The sequence below is a fragment of the Brevibacterium pigmentatum genome (assembly GCF_011617465.1).
Classification (GTDB): domain Bacteria; phylum Actinomycetota; class Actinomycetes; order Actinomycetales; family Brevibacteriaceae; genus Brevibacterium; species Brevibacterium pigmentatum.
The window spans coordinates 1,129,590-1,151,317 of sequence record NZ_CP050153.1; the positions used below are offsets into that span (position 1 = coordinate 1,129,590).

19 protein-coding genes and 1 tRNA gene are annotated in these 21,728 nt (G+C 64.3%); 19 read left to right on the top strand and 1 reads right to left on the bottom strand.

The window, feature by feature from the left end:
• The first annotated feature begins 166 nt into the window (after positions 1-166).
• The 17 genes from GUY30_RS05010 to GUY30_RS05090 all read left to right on the top strand — a co-directional run bounded on the left by GUY30_RS05010 (position 167) and on the right by GUY30_RS05090 (position 15,978).
• Positions 167-616: an FAS1-like dehydratase domain-containing protein gene (locus tag GUY30_RS05010; RefSeq protein ID WP_167200719.1), complete on the top strand. Its 450-nt coding sequence runs from the start codon at positions 167-169 to the stop codon at positions 614-616.
• Complete coding sequence (locus tag GUY30_RS05015) at positions 613-1,056, top strand: MaoC/PaaZ C-terminal domain-containing protein (protein ID WP_167194601.1); 444 nt, start codon at positions 613-615, stop codon at positions 1,054-1,056. Before GUY30_RS05010 ends, GUY30_RS05015 begins: the two co-directional genes overlap by 4 nt.
• Positions 1,053-2,162: a UDP-N-acetylmuramate dehydrogenase gene (locus tag GUY30_RS05020; RefSeq protein ID WP_167194604.1), complete on the top strand. Its 1,110-nt coding sequence runs from the start codon at positions 1,053-1,055 to the stop codon at positions 2,160-2,162. Before GUY30_RS05015 ends, GUY30_RS05020 begins: the two co-directional genes overlap by 4 nt.
• A 10-nt stretch (positions 2,163-2,172) precedes the next feature.
• Positions 2,173-3,834, top strand: a complete 1,662-nt coding sequence (locus GUY30_RS05025) for a metallophosphoesterase family protein (protein ID WP_228281700.1) — start codon at positions 2,173-2,175, stop codon at positions 3,832-3,834.
• 126 nt (positions 3,835-3,960) lie between these two features.
• Positions 3,961-4,033, top strand: a tRNA-Trp gene (locus GUY30_RS05030).
• Positions 4,034-4,128: 95 nt separating this feature from the next.
• Positions 4,129-4,407, top strand: a complete 279-nt coding sequence (gene secE / locus GUY30_RS05035; RefSeq protein ID WP_167194607.1) for a preprotein translocase subunit SecE — start codon at positions 4,129-4,131, stop codon at positions 4,405-4,407.
• An 82-nt stretch (positions 4,408-4,489) separates the two neighbouring features.
• Positions 4,490-5,365 carry a transcription termination/antitermination protein NusG gene (nusG, locus tag GUY30_RS05040; RefSeq protein WP_167194610.1) on the top strand — a complete coding sequence of 292 codons (876 nt, stop codon included), beginning with the start codon at positions 4,490-4,492 and terminating at the stop codon, positions 5,363-5,365.
• A 348-nt stretch (positions 5,366-5,713) separates the two neighbouring features.
• Positions 5,714-6,151 (top strand): 50S ribosomal protein L11, encoded by a 438-nt coding sequence (gene rplK / locus GUY30_RS05045; protein WP_025776636.1) that lies wholly within the window; start codon positions 5,714-5,716, stop codon positions 6,149-6,151.
• Positions 6,152-6,215: 64 nt separating this feature from the next.
• The gene (rplA, locus tag GUY30_RS05050) at positions 6,216-6,911 is read left to right on the top strand and encodes a 50S ribosomal protein L1 (RefSeq protein WP_101555448.1); all 696 of its coding nucleotides are present in this window, start codon (positions 6,216-6,218) and stop codon (positions 6,909-6,911) included.
• A 225-nt stretch (positions 6,912-7,136) separates the two neighbouring features.
• Complete coding sequence (locus tag GUY30_RS05055) at positions 7,137-8,414, top strand: helix-turn-helix domain-containing protein (RefSeq protein WP_167194613.1); 1,278 nt, start codon at positions 7,137-7,139, stop codon at positions 8,412-8,414.
• A gap of 145 nt (positions 8,415-8,559) precedes the next feature.
• Positions 8,560-10,083: an acetaldehyde dehydrogenase ExaC gene (gene exaC, locus GUY30_RS05060; protein ID WP_167194616.1), complete on the top strand. Its 1,524-nt coding sequence runs from the start codon at positions 8,560-8,562 to the stop codon at positions 10,081-10,083.
• Positions 10,084-10,208: 125 nt separating this feature from the next.
• Positions 10,209-11,228: an alcohol dehydrogenase AdhP gene (gene adhP, locus GUY30_RS05065; RefSeq protein WP_167194620.1), complete on the top strand. Its 1,020-nt coding sequence runs from the start codon at positions 10,209-10,211 to the stop codon at positions 11,226-11,228.
• Positions 11,229-11,578: 350 nt separating this feature from the next.
• Positions 11,579-12,112 carry a 50S ribosomal protein L10 gene (gene rplJ, locus GUY30_RS05070; RefSeq protein ID WP_039206365.1) on the top strand — a complete coding sequence of 178 codons (534 nt, stop codon included), beginning with the start codon at positions 11,579-11,581 and terminating at the stop codon, positions 12,110-12,112.
• Between the two features lie 59 nt (positions 12,113-12,171).
• Entirely contained in the window at positions 12,172-12,558 is a 387-nt protein-coding gene (rplL, locus tag GUY30_RS05075) for a 50S ribosomal protein L7/L12 (RefSeq protein WP_039206363.1), read from the top strand.
• 161 nt (positions 12,559-12,719) lie between these two features.
• Entirely contained in the window at positions 12,720-13,955 is a 1,236-nt protein-coding gene (locus GUY30_RS05080) for a hypothetical protein (protein ID WP_167194623.1), read from the top strand.
• Positions 13,955-14,764, top strand: a complete 810-nt coding sequence (locus tag GUY30_RS05085; RefSeq protein ID WP_167194626.1) for a hypothetical protein — start codon at positions 13,955-13,957, stop codon at positions 14,762-14,764. Before GUY30_RS05080 ends, GUY30_RS05085 begins: the two co-directional genes overlap by 1 nt.
• Positions 14,761-15,978 (top strand): hypothetical protein, encoded by a 1,218-nt coding sequence (locus tag GUY30_RS05090; protein WP_167194629.1) that lies wholly within the window; start codon positions 14,761-14,763, stop codon positions 15,976-15,978. The genes GUY30_RS05085 and GUY30_RS05090 overlap by 4 nt, the downstream gene beginning before the upstream one ends.
• Positions 15,979-16,006: 28 nt before the next feature.
• Here the strand turns inward: GUY30_RS05090 and GUY30_RS05095 are convergent, their stop codons facing one another.
• Positions 16,007-16,807, bottom strand: coding sequence for an MBL fold metallo-hydrolase (locus GUY30_RS05095; RefSeq protein WP_167194632.1), 801 nt, complete (start codon positions 16,805-16,807; stop codon positions 16,007-16,009).
• A gap of 99 nt (positions 16,808-16,906) precedes the next feature.
• On the opposite strand from GUY30_RS05095, the gene GUY30_RS05100 reads away from it, so the two are divergent.
• Together GUY30_RS05100 and rpoB are read left to right on the top strand one after the other, a co-directional pair.
• Entirely contained in the window at positions 16,907-17,965 is a 1,059-nt protein-coding gene (locus GUY30_RS05100; RefSeq protein WP_167194636.1) for a GNAT family N-acetyltransferase, read from the top strand.
• Positions 17,966-18,182: 217 nt separating this feature from the next.
• On the top strand, positions 18,183-21,662 hold the full coding sequence (gene rpoB / locus GUY30_RS05105) for a DNA-directed RNA polymerase subunit beta (RefSeq protein ID WP_167194639.1): 3,480 nt from the start codon (positions 18,183-18,185) through the stop codon (positions 21,660-21,662).
• Positions 21,663-21,728: the final 66 nt, after the last annotated feature.

Consider the following 21,728-nt stretch of genomic DNA (forward strand, 5'->3'; position numbering starts at 1 on the left):
ATGTGATGTGGACAACATATACCAGTTTCGTAGTCATGGGCCCGATGGTGCATCAATTGTGTGAACCGGATGCGAACGTGTGATCAATTCTTCGCCGGTGAGCGTCGCCTTCGGGCCGTGCTTTAGGCTGGTGTGGATACTGACCCCAGTGGAAGAGAGAGCGCATATGCCGGTGAATACGGAGAAGCAGGGGGCCACGTTCTCCCTGCCTCAGCCCTATGAGGTCTCCAGGGAGGCGATCGCGGAATTCGCGCTCGCCACAGGAGCGAAGGCCGATTACCATTTCGACACCGAGGCGGCCACCGCACTGGGCTACCGCGACGTCGTCGCCCCGACCACCTTCGCCGTGATCATCGCGCAGAAATCGGAAGCCGCCTATATCTCCGACCCAGATTCTGGCATCGACTTCTCGAAGGTCGTCCACGGCTCCGAGCAGTTCTCGTTCACCCGTCCCATCGTCGCCGGTGACACCCTGTCCGCGCTCACCCATGTCGATGGAGTCCGAGCCGCCGGCAGCAACGCCATGATCACCACCCGCACCGAGATCACCGACGTCGCGGAGCAGCCCGTCGTCACCGTGACCTCGACCATCGTCGTGAGAGGAGACGGAGAATGAGCGCCATCGACTTCTCCACACTGACCATCGGAGACACCGTCGTGGAATCCGAGATCCCGCTGTCGCGAGCCTCCCTCGTCGACTACGCGGCAGCCTCGGGCGATCACAATCCGATCCACTGGAACGAGCGCTTCGCTCGCGAGGTCGGTCTCGACGATGTCATCGCCCACGGAATGCTCTCGATGGCGGCGGTCATCGCCCCGGTGGCCGAATGGCTCGGCGACCCAGGCGCGATCGTCGACTACCGGACCCGCTTCTCCGCACCCGTCGTCGTTCCCGACGCCGACAGCGGATCACCGGCGACCACCACGACCTCGCTGAAGCTCACCGCCACGGTCGGCGCCGTCGACCCTGCCGTCGGTACGGCCCGCATCGACATCGCCGTGAAGTCCGGTGAGGCCGACGTCCTCAGCCGCACCCAGGTTCGGATCTCGGCGTGAGCCAAGCCGACCCGCAGGAACTCTCCAGCTTCACCACCTTCCGCCTCGGCGGACCGGCCCCGCAGGTCACTGTCGCGAACACCCGCGACGAGCTGCTCGACTTCTGTGCCGCACACCCGCTCGAACTCAGCGGTCAGGAGCAGGCGCACGTCCTGTTCATCGGCGGCGGATCGAATCTGCTCATCGCCGATGCCGGGTTCGACGGCGTGGTCTGCGTGGTCCGGACCACCGGAGTGGAGACCGCCGAGACCACGACGACCGACACCCGGGTGACCGCCGAGGCGGGGGAGGACTGGGACGCGTTCGTCGCCCATACCCTCGACCTCGGTCTCTCCGGACTCGAAGCGCTGTCCGGGATCCCCGGGTCGGTCGGTGCGACCCCGATCCAGAACGTCGGCGCCTACGGCACGGAGGTCGGCGAGCTCATCTCCTCCGTTGAGGTCTTCGACCGTGTGGCCGGTCAGATCCGCCATCTCACCGCCGTCGAACTCGAGTTCGGCTACCGCACCTCGGCGCTCAAGCGCGCCCAGATCGCGGCCGGAACCCCGCAGTTCGTCGTGCTCTCGGTGACCTTCGACCTCCAACGCAGCGACGAGTCGCTGCCGGTGCGCTACGCCCAGCTCGCCTCGACCCTCGACGTCGAGATCGGCACACGCGTCCCGGCGGCACGCGTGCGTGAGAACGTCATCGCGCTGCGCCGGTCGAAGGGCATGGTCCTCGACGCGGCCGACCATGACTCATGGTCGGCGGGGTCGTTCTTCACCAACCCCATCGTCGACGATGCCGAGACCCTGCCCGCCGAGGCTCCTCGCTATCCGGTGACGGATCCGCTCAGCGGAGCGAAGATCGAGGGGAAGACGAAGACCTCGGCAGCCTGGCTGATCGAGCACGCCGGATTCTCCAAGGGCTTCAGCGTCGGTGAGGGACGAGCGTCGCTGTCGACCAAGCACACCTTGGCGCTGACGAACCGAGGACACGCGAGCACGGCCGATGTGATCGATCTCGCCTCGACCGTCGTCGCCGGCGTCGAGGACGCCTTCGGCATCACCCTCGAACCCGAACCGACCTTCATCGGCTGCTCCATCGACGACGGGAAACGTCCTTAGACTGGTGGCCGTGTCATCACGTCGGAGAATCACAGCACTCGTCATCACTTTGGCGGCGGTTGCGCTTGTGACCCTGCCTTGGGCACTGTTCACCTCGCGGGCCGATCTCAGCTTCGGCCCGCATGAGGCGCAGTACCGGATCACAGCGGACTCCCGGCTCACCGTCGACTTCGGCCCCCTGGGCAAACTGCTCGTCCCCGCCGAGGATGTCATCCCCCTCGGTCTGGGAGTGCACGTCGACATCGGTGAGATCCCCGTGTCCGGCGAGTCCAGCGACGACGAGCGACCCGCGGCCGATCCCGCGAAGGTGGAGGACCCGGGCGGGGGAGCCGTCGACGCCCTCGGCGGCGACATCGCCTCCTACGCTTCGCTGTTCTCTGCCCCGCAGGCGCAGATCGACCAGGTCGTCGAAGGACTCACCCAGGAGATCCTCATTCGGTGGGCGCTGACCGTCTGCATCATCACCGGAGGCCTCGTCGGTCTGGCCCTCTTCCTCGGGCCCACCCGGGTCGACACCATCATCCGAGCCTTCGCGGGCAAGGAGCTCCTCGGCATCGGGCTGGTGCTCGTGCTCGTCCTCACCGGCTTGGGTGCCGTTGTGCTCAACCGTCCGAAGCCGATTTCGGCCGATCCGGCGTTCGAGGGCACACCCCTGGCCGGATCCCAGGTCACGGGCCGCCTCGGCGGGATCATCGACACTGCGTTCGGGGCGGTGCAGGACTTCGCTGACGACAACGATGCCTTCTACGACGATGTTCTCAAGACCCTGCGTACGCAATGGAACGACCGTCCGATCTCCGGCAATTGGACCGATCGGGGACTCGTCCCGCCTGCGGGAGTCGGCGCACCCGCTGCCGGCAGCGGCGACGGCGAAGGCGGTGCGGGCGAAGGCCGGAAGGGCGTGACCACGTTCGTCTACGGTTCAGATATCCACTGCAACATCGGCATGGCCCGCGTCGTCGGTGCGGTCGCGGGAATGAGTCGAGCCGATGCCTATATCGACGGCGGAGACATCTCCATGACTGGCACCACGGCGGAGAACTACTGCCTCGACGTGCTCGACGACGAACTGCCGGAGAAGCTGCCGCGGATGATGGTCAAGGGCAACCACGATTCGATGGGCACGACTCAGCATGCGAAAGCCCGCGGCTGGAAGGTGCTCGAGGACTCCGCTGCGGAGATGGCCGGGGTGAGGTTCTTCGGTGCCGCCGACCCGCGCCGCACGGTGTTCGGGTCCGGCCCGCAGCTGGAGACGGACCTCACCGCCGACCAGTATGCCCAGCGGTTGCGCGACGAAGCCTGCGCGGCCGATTTCGACATCATGCTCATCCACGATCCGGCTGTCGGCGCACCGAGTCTGCGGTCGGGCTGCGCCGACTACGCTCTGAGCGGACACTGGCACCGACGGGTCGGACCGGAGAACTTCGGTTCCGGAACACGGTACTCCAGCTCGACGACCGGGGGAGCCCTGGCGAATGCGCTGACTCCGGGACCGCTGAAGATGAATGCGGAGCTGAGCATCATCCGCGTCGACAATGAGACGAAGCGCCCCATCGACGTGCAGATCATCACCATCACACCCGACAAAAAGGTGCAGATCGACCCGTGGGTGCGATTCCCCGAGCCCAGGCCTCTCGTGGGTCAGCCGCCGGTCGACGAACCCGGTCGCTGAGTGAGCGTCGACACGTTCGAGACATTGCTTCGAGGCTCGGTTCGACGAACGGCCGTCGGGCACGGTATGCTCGTTTCTCGTGGTCGGACACCACAGGGATCGACAAGGTCTCTCAGGTCCGATCAGAGGGGTGTGGCGCAATTGGTAGCGCAACGGTCTCCAAAACCGTAGGTTGCAGGTTCGAGTCCTGTCACCCCTGCGCAGTTGACTCTGCCGAAGTCTCATCGGCCAGGCGCCGTCCTCGACAGGCACGAACAATTGTGAAGCCAAACGAAACCGACCGAGTGAGGATGTGTGAGCGACACACCGGCAAAGAAGACTGGCAGCGCACCCGACGGTGCCGCCGGTCCTAAGAAGCTCGGATTCTTCGGACGAATCCTGCAGTTCTTCCGCGAAGTTGTGGCAGAGCTCAAGAAGGTCGTCACTCCGACCCGGAAGCAGCTGCTCAACTACACGCTCGTCGTGCTGGGCTTCATCCTGTTCATGATGCTCCTCGTCACGGGCCTCGACCTGGTGTTCGGCAAGCTCGTCGGATGGGTGTTCGGCGGAACTCCGCTGTGGCCCCTGTGGTGACACGGCCTCAGCCGTGACCTAACCTAAGCTCAAACTTCACTCCCAACCGGGAATCACAAAACGCGAAGCGAGGAATTGATCGGTGTCGGATACCAACACACCTGAGCAGGAGACCCCTGAGACCCAGGACGTCACCCCCGAGGAGTCGGGTGCCGCTGTGGTGCCCGAAACCGAAGAGACGACCAACGACGCCGAGGCGACTGCCGCCGAGACTTCCGACGTCGAGTCCGCAGACGTTGCCGACTCTGCTGACGTCGAGTCTGCAGACGTTGCTGACGCTGACGTTGCTGACGGCGAGCAGAACGAAGCTGCCGCCGACGGCGCCGCTGGCGATGAGGTCGACCCGGCTGAGGAATTCAAGGCCGAGCTGCGCATGCAGGAGGGTGACTGGTACGTCATCCACTCCTACGCCGGCTACGAGAACCGCGTGAAGCAGAACCTCGAGAACCGCACCGTGAGCCTCAACCTCGAAGAGTTCATCTTCGAATCGCAGGTGCCGATGGAAGACGTCGTCGAGATCAAGAACGGCCAGCGCAAGCAGGTCCGCCGCGTGCGCATCCCCGGCTACGTGCTCGTCCGCATGGAACTGACCGACGAGTCGTGGGGCGCTGTCCGCCACACTCCGGGTGTCACCGGATTCGTCGGCAATGCCTACGACCCCACCCCGCTGTCGATCGACGAGGTCTTCTCGATGCTCGCTCCGATCTTCGAAGAGCGCCAGGCCGAAGCCGCCGCTGCCGAAGGCCCTGCCGCCGAGGCCGCAGCGAAGTCCGCACCCGTCACCGAGGTGGAGTTCGAGGTCGGCGAGTCCGTCCTCGTCAAGGAGGGCTCCTTCGAGGGTCACCCCGCTACGATCCAGGAGATCCGTCCGGAGTCGCAGAAGCTCACCGTGCTGCTGTCGATCTTCGAGCGCGATGTTCCCGTCGAGCTCGGCTTCGACCAGGTCTCGAAGCTCTGACCACCGCATAGCTGTGCCGATCGCCTCGACGCGATCTCGACCGAAGGGGTCCGGATGTTTCCGGGCCCCTTCGGCGTTCCCCGGTTTGGCCTCCTCGGCGAGGAATTCCCTCGTTCAAGGCTGAGCGCAGTTATCGAACCGTCCTCGGGCCGAAATCCGAGCCTGCGCTTGAATGACGGCCGCCTCGGCGAGATTTCGATCCGGTGATGCGCCTCACGAGCATTTGCCCACAGGCGTGCGCGCATGGAATACTGGTGTGGTTTGATTGCGGCCCTTATCGGAAGGCCGCCGTCGAACGATGTGCTGTATATGTCTGGCACATCGAAACCTCAAGATTAAGGACCGTACATGCCTCCCAAGAAAAAGGTAGCCGGCCTCGTCAAGCTCCAGATTCAGGCAGGTGCCGCTAACCCGGCTCCTCCGATCGGTCCGGCGCTTGCCCAGCACGGCGTCAACATCATGGAATTCTGCAAGGCCTACAACGCCGCGACAGAATCCCAGCGCGGAAACATCGTTCCCGTCGAGATCACCGTGTACGAAGATCGTTCGTTCGACTTCGTGCTCAAGACCCCGCCGGCAGCCGAACTGATCAAGAAGGCGGCCGGAGTGAAGTCGGGTTCGGCCACCCCGCACACCGTCAAGGTTGCTCACCTGAGCGCCGACCAGGTGCGCGAGATCGCCACCACGAAGATGCCCGACCTGAACGCCAACACATTGGATCAGGCCGACCGCATCGTCGCCGGAACCGCGCGTTCCATGGGCATCACCACCGACATCGAGGTCTGAGACCTCACCCCACACAGTGGCAGGGCCCACGCAGCCCACACCACGACTGCAAGGAGTAAAGCAGATGGCAAAGCGTTCCAAGGCCTATCAGGCCGCGGCTGAGAAGATCGCCGCAGATGTGAACTACGAACCGGCTCAGGCAATCGCCCTGGCCAAGGAGACCAATGTGGCGAAGTACGACGCCACCGTCGAGGTCGCTCTCCGCCTGGGTGTTGACCCCCGCAAGGCGGATCAGATGGTGCGCGGCACCGTCAACCTTCCGCATGGTACCGGTAAGACCGCTCGGGTCCTGGTGTTCGCTGCCGGCGACCGTGCAGAAGCTGCCCGTGAAGCAGGTGCTGACTACGTCGGCTCCGATGACCTGCTGGAGAAGGTGGCCGGAGGGTTCACCGACTTCGATGCCGCTGTTGCGACCCCCGACATGATGGGCAAGGTCGGTCGTCTCGGTAAGGTGCTGGGTCCCCGCGGCCTGATGCCGAACCCGAAGACCGGCACCGTGACCATGGACGTCGCCAAGGCCGTCAACGACATCAAGGGCGGAAAGATCGAATTCCGCGTCGACAAGCACTCGAACCTGCACTTCATCATCGGAAAGGTCTCCTTCTCCGAGGAAGCTCTGCAGGAGAACTTCGATGCTGCGATCGAAGAGATCCTGCGTCTGAAGCCGTCCTCCTCGAAGGGCCGCTACATCAGCAAGGCCACGATCACGACCTCGAACGGCCCCGCCGTTCCAGTCGACCACTCGGGTCTGCGCATCTGATCTGATCGATGCACCGACAGAGGGCGGGAAGCGAGCAATCGCTCCCGCCCTCTTCCTTCCCAATTGCTACCTGACGGCGGCCCAGCAACCTCGCGCGAGGTAGCTGGGCCGCCGTCAGGTAGTTCTGGGAGCGGACGGGGCCTTGTTCACAGGCAGGTTCGCGATTAGATTATGAGCAGTTGAAACACTCTTCCGACACCCGCCGATGGAGGTGGACCGTCCGCCATGGATTCGACGCTGCTGCTCGAAGACACCTATCAGAGCGCCGTTCGACGCGCACATGAGCGTCTGGCAGGACCGTCGGAGACGAGCCTCCACCTGCCGTCGTCAGGGCCCGGGGTGCGGACCTCGGTCCTGGAATCATGGGACCGGTCTCTGGCCCGGCTGCGCGACCCCGACAGCGTGCAGGTCCATGTCGCATTCGAAACCGATCGTCTCGCCGAGGTGCGCCGGCGACATCCCTTCCACGCGATCATGCCGCTGCTGCGGTCCCATCTCATCGAACCCGCCAAAGACGCCGGACTGCTGGCCGCCCTCGGCGACGAACAGGGGCGACTGCTGTGGGTTGAGGGGGAGCGGGGCGTGCGCAACCGCGCCGAAGCCATGGGATTCCTCTCCGGTTCGGACTGGTCCGAGGAGGTCATGGGCACCTCCGCCCCGGCCCTGGCCCTGCGATCGGGCCGGCCCGTGCAGGTCAGCCGCGCCGAGCATTTCGCCCCCGACGTCCATTCCTGGAGCTGCAGCGCCGTCCCCGTTACCCACCCGCTGACCGGGCAGGTCATCGGCATCATCGATGTCACCGGGGGAGACGACGCCGTGTCCTCCATCGTGCTGCCGCTGCTGTCGTCGACGGCGAAGGCCGCCGGGGCTCAGCTGTCCCAGCTCTTCACACGGCAGCAGATGCACACCGGCACCGAGGCGGCCGGGACCAGACTGACAGTGCTCGGTCCCAGCCCCGCTTTGGAGAACCCCGATGGAACGCGGATTCCCCTGAGCCGTCGGCACGCCGAGATCCTGTTGCTGCTGCACAGGCATCCCGACGGCATCAGCGGTGCCGGACTGGTGGAGCGGCTGTGGTCGGTCGGCGGCAGCGAAGTCACGGTCCGGGCGGAGATCAATCGTCTGCGCAGAACGATCGGCAGCCTCGGCGATCTGCGCATCGACGCCCGCCCCTATCGGGTGCGCGGGGACGTCGATTCGGATCTGGAGCTCACCGTGCAGGCTCTGGCCAGCGGTGACACGGATTCGGCCCTCGAGCAGTTCAGGGGGACCGTCCTGCCGGATTCCGAAGCGCCGGGAGTCCGCGAGATCGCGGCGGAGGTCGATGCGCTGATGCGCGAGACCCTGCTCCAGGACGGAACCTGGCAGCAGCTGTGGCGGTTCGCGAACCTGCCGGACTTCCGCGACGACGTCGAAGTCCTCATGACAGTGCTGCGTCTGGCACCGCCCGAGGCCGCCGAACGCAACGCCGCGGTCGTGCGCCTGGAGGCGCTGGGCCTCTGAACTCGGCGAACCGATTGCGGTTCGGTGTGCGGGACGGGGCGGCCGCCTCGGCGATGTGATGCAACCCACATGCAACGTTGGGCTCGGTAGCGTCGTGGTCACACGGAGACAATCCGGTGGAATCAGACGCATCAAAGGAGTTGCAATGACTGTCTACGCACAGCCTGGTCAGGACGGGTCGCTCGTCACCTTCAAGTCCCGGTATGAGAACTTCATCGGCGGTCAGTGGGTGCCGCCGGTCAAGGGCAACTATTTCGAGAACCCCAGCCCCGTCACCGGCAAGACCTTCACCGAGGTCCCGGCCAGCACCGCTGAGGACATCGAACTCGCTCTCGACGCCGCGCACAAGGCGGCTCCGGCCTGGGGCAAGACCTCGGTCGCCGAACGGGCCAACATCCTCAATCGGATCGCCGACCGCATCGAGGAGAACCTCGAGATGATTGCGGTGGCCGAGACCTGGGACAACGGAAAAGCCGTCCGTGAGTGCCTCAACGCCGACATTCCCCTGGCCATCGATCACTTCCGCTACTTCGCCGGAGCAATCCGGGCACAGGAAGGCGGACTCTCACAGATCGATGACGATACGGTGGCCTATCATTTCCATGAGCCGCTCGGCGTGGTCGGTCAGATCATTCCCTGGAACTTCCCGATCCTCATGGGCGTGTGGAAGATCGCACCGGCGCTGGCCGCGGGCAACGCGATCGTGCTCAAGCCCGCCGAGCAGACTCCTGCCTCGATCCTCGTCCTCGTCGAGCTCATCGCCGACCTGCTGCCCGAGGGCGTGCTCAACGTCGTCAACGGCTTCGGTCTGGAGGCCGGCAAGCCGCTGGCGTCGAACAAGCGGATCTCGAAGATCGCGTTCACCGGTGAGACCACAACCGGCCGTCTGATCATGCAGTACGCCTCGCAGAACATCATTCCGGTGACTCTTGAGCTCGGCGGAAAGTCGCCCAACATCTTCTTCGAGGATGTGCTGGCCAAGGACGATTCGTATGCGGACAAGGTCCAGGAGGGCTTCACGATGTTCGCTCTCAACCAGGGCGAGGTCTGCACCTGCCCGTCGCGTGCGCTCATCCAGGAATCGATCGCCGATCCCTTCCTCGAGAAGGTCGTGGCCAGGACGAAGAAGATCGTCCAGGGCAATCCGCTCGACACGGACACGATGATGGGCGCCCAGGCCTCGAACGACCAGTTCGAGAAGATCATGTCCTACCTCGACATCGGCCGTCAGGAAGGCGCCGAGGTGCTCACCGGCGGCGGCAAGGCCGAACTCGACGGGGATCTGGCCGGCGGCTTCTACGTGCAGCCGACGATCTTCAAGGGCACGAACAAGATGCGCATCTTCCAGGAGGAGATCTTCGGGCCCGTCGTCTCGGTCGCGACATTCTCCGACTACGCCGACGCCATGGCCACGGCCAATGACACGCTCTACGGCCTCGGCGCCGGTGTCTGGTCGCGCGACGGCAACACCGCCTACCGGGCCGGTCGCGAGATCCAGGCCGGTCGCGTGTGGGTGAACAACTACCACGCCTACCCGGCTCATGCGGCCTTCGGCGGGTACAAGGCTTCGGGCATCGGTCGCGAGAACCACAAGATGATGCTCGATCACTACCAGCAGACGAAGAACCTGCTCGTCAGCTACTCGGAGAACGCCCAAGGCTTCTTCTGATCCCTATTGCTACCCGACGGCGGCGCAGCAACCTCGCGCCAGGTATCTGGGCCGCCGTCAGGTAGTTCCACCACAAGTTCAAACCCCGCATCGCCTCATCAACCATCATCACAAAGGAGCGAATGATGTCCGCAATGAAAGCAGCAGTCGTAGAAGGCTTCGGCCAGGAACTGGTCGTCGGTGACAACCCGATTCCCGAGCCCGGTCCCGGCCAGGCATTGGTCAAGCTCATCGCCTCAGGCGTCTGCCACACCGACCTCCATGCCGCACATGGCGATTGGCCGGTCAAGCCGAAGGTTCCACTCATTCCCGGTCACGAAGGTGTCGGCATCGTCGAAAAAGTCGGCGAAGGCGTCACCGATGTCGAGGTCGGCCAGATGATCGGCAACGCCTGGCTGTCGTCAGCCTGCGGAACCTGCGAACACTGCCGTCAGGGATGGGAGACCCTGTGCGAGCAGCAGGTCAACGGCGGCTACGGCATCGACGGATCCTTCGGTGAGTACATGCTCGTCGACACGAAGTTCGCCGCGATCATTCCCGATGGTGCCGATCCGTATGAGATCGCCCCTGTCCTGTGTGCCGGAGTCACCGTCTACAAGGGTCTCAAGCGCACCGAGGTGAAGCCCGGGCAATGGGTCGTCATCTCCGGCATCGGCGGGCTCGGCCACATCGCCGTGCAGTACGCGGTGGCGATGGGGATGCGCGTCATCGCCGTCGACGTGGCCGACGACAAGCTGGCCTTGGCGAAGAAGCACGGAGCGGAGATCACGGTCAACGCCTTTGCTGAGGAGCCGGCCGACATCATCCAGGAGAAGGTCGGAGGCTCACACGGTGTGCTTGTCACGGCGGTGCATCCGAAGGCATTCGGGCAGGCGATCGGAATGACCCGCCGAGGCGGAACCATCGTCTTCAACGGCCTGCCCCCGGGTGACTTCCCGGCCCCGATCTTCGACATCGTGCTCAAGGGGCTGACGATCCGCGGATCGATCGTCGGCACCCGCCAGGACATGGTGGAAGCCTTGGAGTTCTACGCAGCGGGTAAGATCCATCCCACGTTCAGCAAGCGGCCGCTCGAGGACATCAATGCCATCTTCGACGAGATGATCCACGGCAAGATCGACGGTCGCGTCGTCATCGAATACTGACCAGTCAGCGCCCAGAGCTACGTGACGGCGCCCCAGCAACCTCGCGCCAGGTTGCTGGGGCGCCGTCAGGTAGTGTGAGGGGTATCTCTGGGGGCGATTGGACTTGTCGCGAGAGTCTTCGCTAGACTGAAAACACCCAAGACCGTCGGTCTCTGTGGAACCATCAGGATTCGCCATCGAATCTCGGTGCCCGCAGACGAAGACTCCCAGAGAGTGACCCGCGCAGGTGAGCTCGAGATACTTAGCGTTTGATTCCACATGGAATCTTGCGTCCAAGCGTTTCACGCCTTCCTGCGTGGAGCGCTTTTTCTGTTGTCGGGACAGGCCGGACGACTTATGAAAGGAACACCATGGCGAGGCCAGACAAGGCAGCCGCAGTTGAGGAGCTCAAACAGCAGTTTGAGAACTCCGACGCTGTGTTGCTGACCGAGTACCGCGGTCTCACCGTCGCGCAGATGAAAGAACTGCGCGTCTCTCTCGGTGAGAACGTCAGCTACGCCGTGGTAAAGAACACGCTGACCAAGATTGCAGCCAAGGAAGCCGGGATCACCGGTCTCGATGAGCACCTCAATGGGCCCACCGCGATCGCGTTCGTCACCGGCGAACCCCCTGAGGCTGCCAAGGCTCTGCGTAACTTTGCCAAGGCGAACGACAAGCTCGTGGTGAAGGGCGGTTACTTCGATGGAACCGCACTCAGCTCCGAGCAGGTCAACCAGCTCGCCGACCTCGAATCCCGCGAAGTGCTGCTTGCAAAGGCAGCAGGTGCCATGAAGGCAAGCCTCCACCAGGCGGCTTACCTCTTCACCGCTCCGCTGGTCAAGGCCGTGCGCACTGTCGATGCCCTCCGCGAGAAGCAGGACGACGCTCCTGCTTCCGACGCCTGAGCATCACCCCAAACCGAACCGGTCGCTGATCGTGACCAAAACAGGAAGGACTAGCCACCATGGCTAAGCTCACCACCGACGAACTCCTCGAAGCTTTCAAGGAGCTCACCCTCGTCGAACTGTCCGAGTTCGTCAAGAAGTTCGAAGAAGAGTTCGACGTCGAGGCTGCCGCTCCGGCCGCCGTTGCCGCTGCCCCTGCCGCCGGTGGCGGAGAGGCCGCTGCTGCTGAAGAGCAGACCGAATTCGACGTCATCCTCGAATCGGCCGGCGAGAAGAAGGTTCCCGTCATCAAGGAAGTTCGTGGACTCACCTCCCTCGGACTCAAGGAAGCCAAGGACCTCGTCGACGGAGCCCCCAAGGCCGTCCTCGAAGGCGCTTCGAAGGAAGACGCCGAGAAGGCCAAGGAAACTCTCGAGGCTGCCGGCGCCACCGTCACCCTCAAGTGATCTTCTGGGCAGCAGCCTGACTGCTGCCTGAGGCTTCGAACCCCCACAGTCCGCTGTGGGGGTTCTTTGCGTCCCCGCCGAGGATGCCGCCCCGCCGCCATGTGACCGATTCGGAACACCGATCGACAGAGGCCGGTCTCAACCTGACTTATCCTTGACTGGTGACTGAGACGACGAGCTACGCCCGCGCCCAGCAGCAGCTGCGCGACCGCATCCGCGGAACCTGGGCGCAGCAGCCCCTCTATATCGACGAGATCATCAGGTCCGGACTCACCGAGAATCAGATCACGGCCATCCGGCAGGCCTCGCAGGCGACCGAAGACACCGGTCTCACGCACTTCGTCGCCATCATCCCCGGCCTCCGGGTCAGGGGCTACGGCGATTGGGCCAAATTCACCTCCGAGTTCGCATTCGACATGCACGAAGTGTCGGGGCAGAAGCAGACCCTGGTCCTCTTCAGCGAGGGCGAGACCTCCGCCCGTTCATTCGCCTACCTCGTCACCGACAACGGCCCCGTCGTCCCCACCGGCGCCCCCGAACTGATGAAGTCCAGCAGCGACGACTTCATCCCCGTCGAACTCGCCGTCCCCTACTACCTGCAGGTCCTCGTCGCCGCCGCCAAAGGCACCGAACCTCCCCAGGCACCGGATTTCGACACCCGCGACGTCGGCGACCGCAATGAGGACTACATCGAACGCTTCGGCCTCGACAACTCCGACCCCGATACGTTGGTTTTCGGTGCAACGACCGTCGCCGCCCTCGGCGCGGCCCTGTGGTTGCTCCGTCGCCGCAATCGCTATTCCTGGCGGTCTGAGCTGACCACGAAACCCGAACTGGTCACGTCGCACAAGCTGAAGAAGGCCGTCACCGAGGCGGCCGCCCCGATCCCCGAACCCGACCATCCCGATGACGACACGTGGGCCCTGCATGACCGAGGCAGACGAATCCAGGATGCGCTGGCGACTCTGACCGCGGCCCACCCGGATTGGGCAGAATCGGTCGACTTCGCCCACCGCAACGGCGTGTTCGTCCTCGTCGCCCTCGACCGTTGGCTGCGCCGACAGCTGCGCAGGCGCTCCAGCCGAGTCGAAGACGAACCGCGCTTCTGCTTCCTCTTCCCTCATCATCGCAAGGACATTGAGGACCATGTGCTCAAACAGTCGGGCCGCAGCCTCACCGTAGGGCTGTGCGCCGACTGTCGTCAGGAGCTGGCGACCGGCCACGACCCGGAACGACTGATGGTGCCCAAACGTCCCGGCTCAACCCGTGCAGTTCCGTACTTCCAACGCGATGACGCCTACGCACTCTCTGGTTTCGGCAGCTTCCAATCTCTCGACGAGGCGGTGCTGGATGAAATGAGCCCTCAGCGCTCCGCCGCTGTCGGAAGGAGCCGATGATGGCCGCCGGAAGCGTGCGTTCGAAGACCCCACTCGACTGGCTCATCGCCGTCGTCGCGGTCGCTGCAGTGTCGATCGGCGCCACTCTGCTGAGCACACATCTGTTCGATCAGGCGAAGGCCGAGAGGATCACCGCAGCCGACAGTGACGCGATCGTCGTCGACTCGATCTACGACGACCGCATCGAAGGCGCCCACGATCCGAACTACGGACGAGACCGCTACCAGGCCATCGCGAAGTCCTTCGCCGCCGACCCCGTGTACTTCGACGGATACCCCGAGTTCGACATCGACGAGGGCGACACCGACTCCATCCGCGCCGAGATCGCCGACGCCGACAGCCCCATCTATGTGGCGTTCCTCAATGCATCGGATCTCGACGACGCCGATGGCGACCTCGATCTCCTGGCGGCCCGGATCGTCACAGAGATGGACGACCCCGAGGCCGCAGTGCTCACGGTCGACGCCACCGGACTCATGGGACTGGCAGAGAAGGGCGTCACCCGACCCTCAGTGCTGAGTCTGACGGGGGACTCCGATGACAGCGACTCCCGCGCCGCACTCGCGGCAGTGCGCGAGATCAGCTCCGCCGAGACCGAGGACGTCGAGTCGAGCTACTCGCATCGCCACGATGACGACGGCAACCCGGAGGTGATCGACGAGGACTCGACGAAGGATCCGCACACGCTTTCGTACAGCACCGGCGGCGCGGTCGCCGGAGCCATCTTCGGCATCCTCGTCGGCGGGGGTGCCGGAGTCGGAATCCACTTCATCCGCCGCGCTCTGAAGAAACGGACAGCCAAGCAGTGACTCAACAGGCCCAGACCATCGCCGAGGCGCTCAACACCGATCCCGTCTACGTGACGAGCAGCGCGAAGGGGGAGATCAACGAAGCGCTGCTGCAGAAGGCGGAGACGAAGATCGACAACCTCGATTTCGATGTCTTCGTCATCGTCTCCGGGGACCAGGGAGCCGACCGGGACCTGCTTGAGCAGGTCAAGGTCTTCAACGGCGGTGAGGGTGCGTTCATCATGATCGACACGAATACCGACCTCGCCGTCGATTACACCTTCGAGGACCAGCACGACCTGCAGATGCAGGTGATGGAGCAGATGTCCGTCGGACGCGACCAATGGAGCCACAGCACTCCGTCGCAGACGAAGCTGAACATGCTCCTCGACCTCTACGCCGACCCGCAGGAAGCCCCGGAGTACGAAACCGGTCAGGAGGCCCCGGGCAGCGAAGTGGAGACGGTCGAGGGGTCGAGTTCGACTGCCACGCTGTTCCTCGGGGGAGCGGTTCTCGTTCTGGCACTTGTCATCGCCGTCATCTGGTTCGCCCGGTCCCGGCGGGAACGAGCGAAAGCCACGCGCACCCGGCGCCGCTTCGAACTGCCCGCACGACTGCTCGACCGCGTCGATGACCTGCAGCGGAAGACCCTGCGGGAAGGACTGAGCGAGGACACGACGGAGCTGGCCGACGAGATCACACAGCTGCAGACCCAAGAGCTGAGCACCACTGACGCCGAAGGCGTGGAACGGGCGCTCGACGCCTACCAGATGGCCAGAGCCATCGTCGACGACGGCGAGGCAGAACGCATCGACCTCGCCGGGGCAATGGTTCTGCTGCGGCAGGCCGGACGTGAGATCGCCGAGGTGAAGCTGCATAAGTCGGCCAAGCGCGGGACAAAGTCACGGAAGTCCGACGTCGCACGGGCCACCTCCTCGACGAAATCGGCGAAGACCCGGGGACTCCCAGAGAGCCTGTGCACGGTCAATCCGCTGCACGGGGAAGCACGGACGAACCGGCTGGTGAGCACGGAGCGCAAGGGCCACCTGGCGGGAAAGAGCGTCCGCGTGCCCGTCTGCGGCAGCTGCCAATCCGATCTGCAATCCGGCCGCGAACTGCAGTGGATCTTCGACGGCGACCGACCCTACGTCGAGGGTCGCAGCGTCTGGGCGCAGACTCTGTTCGGCGCCATCGGCGGCGATCTCGTCACCGCCCTGCATCGGCAGGGATCCTAGTTCCGCGCTGGTGACTCGCACCATCCGGTCAGACCAGACTGTGCTCCCGCGGGATCGTCCGATCATGGTCACCCGGCATGGAGCGGGCCGGCAGAGCCACCTCGGCGTCTCCCTGATCGACCATCAGCCCCTCGATATCGGCGAGCTGACGAGTCAGGAAGTCACGATCGACCGGAACCCCGTGTCCGGGAACGAACGTCTTCGCCTCGGGAAACGACAGCAGGGTGTGCAGGCTCGCTGCCCATTCGCTCAGGGCAGCATCGGCACCGGCCTGAGGAGGAGCCGCCTCCTCGACGAGGTCACCGGCAAAGACGATGCCGAGCTCGGGCAGGCGGACGATGAGATCTGCCGTCGAATGACCGCCGAGGACATGGAATTCGACCGGGCAGTCGCCGAGGTCGAGGTGCCACACATCGCCGGGTGTCGGATCGACGGGGGAGACGTCGACGATGAGGTCGCCGGGCTCGGCGGGCAGGCTCGACCGGTAGTCATCCGGGAAGTCGCCGTCGGCGACCCCGTCGAGAGCGATCCAGGCCGTGGCCTCCTGATCGGAGGCGAATGACGACGACGCGTACACGGCGGTGACCCCGGCGGATACCGCCGCGGCGGCACCGAAGAAGTGATCCCAATGATCATGGGTGATCGCGAGTTCGACCGTGCGCGGACGGTCGCCCCCGATCTCCTCGCCGAGGCGGCCCGCCCGCTCCACCAGGTGCGTGGCGGCCGCGGGGCCGGGGCCCGCATCGACGAGCAGAGTGCGATCAGTGCCGACGATGATTCCGCAGTTGATCGCGGCAGGATCGAAGCTGAGAATTCTCACTCGTGTCATGGTCGCAGTCTAGAATGTCTCCCACCGGCTGTCAGCGCGACGATGCGCGAAGGAGGCATCGCAGCGCGAGGCGGACACCTGCGACGACAGAGGCCACAGATGGAGATCACCCGGATCAGATCCGGACACGGGGACCCGGCGGCGATCGAGGCACTGATGCCCGAGCTGCTCGGCTTCGACGCCGTCATCAACCGAGCATCAGGGCTGGGGGAGGACTTCGATCCGAACCCTGAGGACCTGCGGCACTCGCTGACCTCGACCAGCAGGTACCGGACGCACCTTACCTGGCTCGGCCGCATCGACGGGGTGATCGTGGCCAAAGGCGTGGGCGAACTCCGCCTGTCCAGCAACACTGACACTGCTCAGGTCTGGTGCGCGGTCCACCCGGACCACCGTCGTCGCGGACTGGGTGCCGCTCTGCTGACGGTTATGGAGGACGAACTGCGCGCCGAGGGGCGCTCAGCACTGTCGAGCTACTGCGATATCCCTGAATCGGTCAGGACCGCCGATCTCCGCGGTGCCCATCTGGCAGCCGAGACCGGTACCGGGGCGCTGCCGGTCTCTGTGCCGGAAGTGTCGTTCCTCAGCAGCCGCGGTTACGGATTCGCCCAGATCGAACGGTGCTCGGTCGCTCCAACTGCAGTCGCGGCCGGCCTCGACCTCGGTGCAGACGCCGACGACTACGTCATCGAGACCTGGCGAGGTCCCGTCCCGGAGCAGCGACTGGAGCACATCGCACTGCTCAAGGGCCGGATGAGCACGGACACGCCCGGAGCGGAGAAATTCGGGGGAGAGGAAAGCTGGGACGGTGAGCGGGTGAGGGCCCTCGACGCAGAGAAGAAGGTGAGAGGCGAAGAGATGGCCACTGCGCTGGCACTCCTCGACGGGGAGCCGGCGGGCTTCACACAGATCGGGCATTCGGCCGACAGACCGACCGTGGGCTGGCAGGGAGGAACCCTGGTGCGCAGAGAGCATCGGGGCCACAATCTCGGGGCTCGACTCAAGATCGCCAACCACCGCAGCCTCGACGAGCATACGGCGGTCGAGCGCGTGTACACGTGGAATGCCGTGGAGAATTCGTGGATGCTCGCGATCAACGATCGGGCGGGTTTCGCCACCTGGGCATGGGTGGGAATGTGGACGAAGAATCTGCGCTGAAACCGTCTTGCCAGACTTGACCAGATGCTATAAGCTTGATATTTGCATCGTTCTGCCTGTGGTGTGCCTTCATATAGCGGTGGGTACAGCATTTCCACTCAAGTGAACCATGCCGACGCCGGGAGTCGAAATCTGACACACCCCGTGGAGGTCCGGACGTCGCCGGAGCGAGTGGGCAGACGAAGTATCAGATGGTGAAGCACTCGGAAGGAACCAATTGGCCGCCGCCAACGACAACACCAGGACCGCTAATCCCCCCAAGAGAATTTCCTTCGCGAAGATTCGCGAGCCCCTCGAGGTTCCCGATCTGCTCGGTCTGCAGACGGACAGCTTCGACTGGCTGATCGGATCGGAGGCGTGGCAGGACCGCGTCGCCGAAGCCATCGAGGTCGGGGACGACTCCGTCGCAACCACCTCGGGACTCGAAGACATCTTCGAAGAGATCTCGCCGATCGAAGACTTCGGCGGATCCATGTCGCTGTCGTTCCGCGAGCACCGGTTCGAAGCTCCCAAGTACTCGATCGACGAGTGCAAGGAACGCGATATGACCTACTCGGCGCCGCTGTACGTCACTGCCGAGTTCATGAACAACAACACGGGCGAGATCAAGAGCCAGACCGTGTTCATGGGTGACTTCCCCCTTATGACCGACAAGGGCACGTTCATCGTCAACGGCACCGAGCGCGTCGTCGTCTCCCAGCTTGTGCGTTCGCCCGGCGCCTACTTCGAATCCAGCGTCGACAAGACCACGGACAAGGACATCTTCACAGCGAAGATCATCCCCTCCCGCGGTGCCTGGCTGGAGTTCGAGGTCGACAAGCGCGACCAGGTCGGCGTTCGCCTCGACCGCAAGCGCAAGCAGTCCGTGACCGTTCTGCTCAAGGCCCTCGGCTGGTCCGAAGCGAAGATCCTCGAAGAGTTCGGCGAGTTCGAATCGATCCGCGAGACGATGGCCAAGGACACCGTGACCACGCAGGACGAAGCGCTGCTCGATATCTACAAGAAGCTGCGTCCGGCAGAGCCCGCGACCGCTGAGGCCGCCCGCAACCTGCTCAACAACCTCTACTTCAACCCGAAGCGCTACGACCTGGCCAAGGTCGGCCGCTACAAGGTCAACCGCAAGCTCGGCGTCGAAGCCCCGCTGTCGGACTCGGTGCTCTCCACCGAAGACGTCGTCGCCACCATCCGCTACCTCGTGTCGCTGCACGCCGGAGTGGACACGGCCAAGGGCACCCGCGACGGTGAAGAGGCTGAGATCAGCGTCAAGCTCGATGACATCGATCACTTCGGCAACCGTCGCATCCGCGCCGTCGGCGAGCTCATCGAGAACCAGATCCGCACCGGCCTGTCCCGGATGGAGCGCGTCGTACGTGAGCGCATGACCACCCAGGACGTCGAAGCGATCACCCCGCAGACCCTGATCAACATCCGCCCCGTGGTGGCTGCGATCAAGGAGTTCTTCGGCACCTCGCAGCTCTCGCAGTTCATGGATCAGAACAACCCGCTCGCGGGTCTGACCCACAAGCGCCGCCTCTCCGCACTGGGACCGGGCGGTCTCTCGCGTGACCGTGCCGCCATGGAAGTCCGTGACGTGCACCCCTCGCACTACGGCCGCATGTGCCCGATCGAGACCCCCGAAGGTCCGAACATCGGTCTGATCGGTTCGCTGGCGTCCTACGCCCGCATCAACCCCTTCGGTTTCATCGAGACGCCTTACCGCAAGGTCGTCGACGGTGTCGTGACCGATGAGACGCAGTACCTGACCGCCGATGACGAACTCGAGTTCAACATCGCCCAGGCCAACGCGCCGCTGACCGAAGACCAGCGTTTCGCTGAGGTCGAGGTCCTGGCCCGTCCGAAGGGCGGCGGCGGTGAAGCCGAACTGGTCCAGCACGACCAGATCGACTTCATGGACGTCTCCGCTCGCCAGATGGTGTCGGTGGCTTCGGCTCTGATTCCGTTCCTCGAGCACGACGATGCCAACCGCGCCCTCATGGGTGCGAACATGCAGCGTCAGGCCGTGCCGCTGGTGATGGCCGAATCCCCGGTCGTGGGCACCGGCATGGAATACCGTGCCGCCGTCGACGCCGGCGATGTCATCACCGCTGAGAAGTCCGGTGTCATCACCGAGGTCTCTGCCGACTTCGTCACGGTGCTCGCCGACGACGGAACCCAGCTGACCTACAAGGCTGCGAAGTTCAAGCGTTCGAACCACGGCACCTCGTACAACCAGCGCATCCTCGTCGACGAAGGCGACCGTGTCGAAGCCGGCACCGTCCTCGCCGACGGTCCGTCCACCGAGAACGGTGAGATGGCTCTGGGCAAGAACCTCCTCGTGGCGTTCATGTCCTGGGAAGGCTACAACTACGAGGATGCGATCATCCTCTCCCAGCGCCTCGTCCAGGACGATGTGCTCTCCTCGATCCACATCGAAGAGCACGAAGTCGATGCGCGCGACACCAAGCTCGGTGCCGAAGAGATCACTCGGGACATCCCGAACATCTCGCCCGACGCCCTGGCCGACCTCGACGATCGCGGAATCATCCGCATCGGCGCCGAGGTCACCGACGGCGACATCCTCGTCGGCAAGGTCACCCCGAAGGGTGAGACCGAGCTGACACCGGAAGAGCGCCTGCTGCGCGCCATCTTCGGTGAGAAGTCCCGTGAGGTCCGCGACACCTCGCTGCGCGTTCCCCACGGCGAGATCGGCACCGTCATCGGTGTGCGCGTCTTCGACCGTGAGGACGACGACGAGCTCTCGCCCGGCGTCAACCAGATGGTCCGCGTCTATGTGGCCCAGCGCCGCAAGATCACCATCGGTGACAAGATGGCCGGCCGTCACGGAAACAAGGGCGTCATCTCGACGATCCTGCCGGTCGAGGACATGCCGTTCCTCGCCGACGGCACCCCCGTCGACGTCATCCTCAACCCGCACGGTGTTCCCCGTCGTATGAACATCGGCCAGGTCTTCGAAGTCCACCTCGGATGGATCTCGAAGCAGGGCTGGAAGATCGAGGGCAACCCCGAGTGGGCCGCCGAGCTGCCCGAGGCCGCTCGCGAAGCCGAGGCCGGCACCAACCTGGCCACCCCGGTCTTCGACGGTGCGCACGAGCAGGAGCTGCGCGGACTGCTGGATTCGACGACCCCGAACCGCGATGGGGACCGCCTCATCGACTCCTCGGGCAAGGCCCAGCTGTTCGACGGTCGCTCCGGTGAGCCGTTCCCGTACCCGATCTCGGTCGGCTACATGTACATGCTCAAGCTCCACCACCTCGTCGACGACAAGATCCACGCGCGTTCGACCGGACCGTACTCGATGATCACCCAGCAGCCGCTCGGTGGTAAGGCGCAGTTCGGTGGTCAGCGCTTCGGTGAGATGGAAGTCTGGGCCCTCGAGGCCTACGGCGCCGCCTACACCCTGCAGGAGCTTCTGACGATCAAGTCCGATGACATCCCGGGCCGTGTGAAGGTCTACGAAGCCATCGTCAAGGGTGAGAACCTGCCCGATCCGGGAATCCCGGAATCGTTCAAGGTCCTCATCAAGGAGATGCAGTCCCTGTGCCTCAACGTCGAAGTTCTGTCTTCCGACGGAGGCCATGTCGAGATGGGCGAGTCGGAGGACGAGGTCTACCGCGCCGCCGAGGAACTCGGCATCGACCTCTCCCGCCGCGAAGCACAGACCGTAGAAGAAGTCTGAGGACTTCCACTTCAACCGACACAACGTTTTGATGAACGATTCGTTCATCGCCAGGAAAGAGGATTT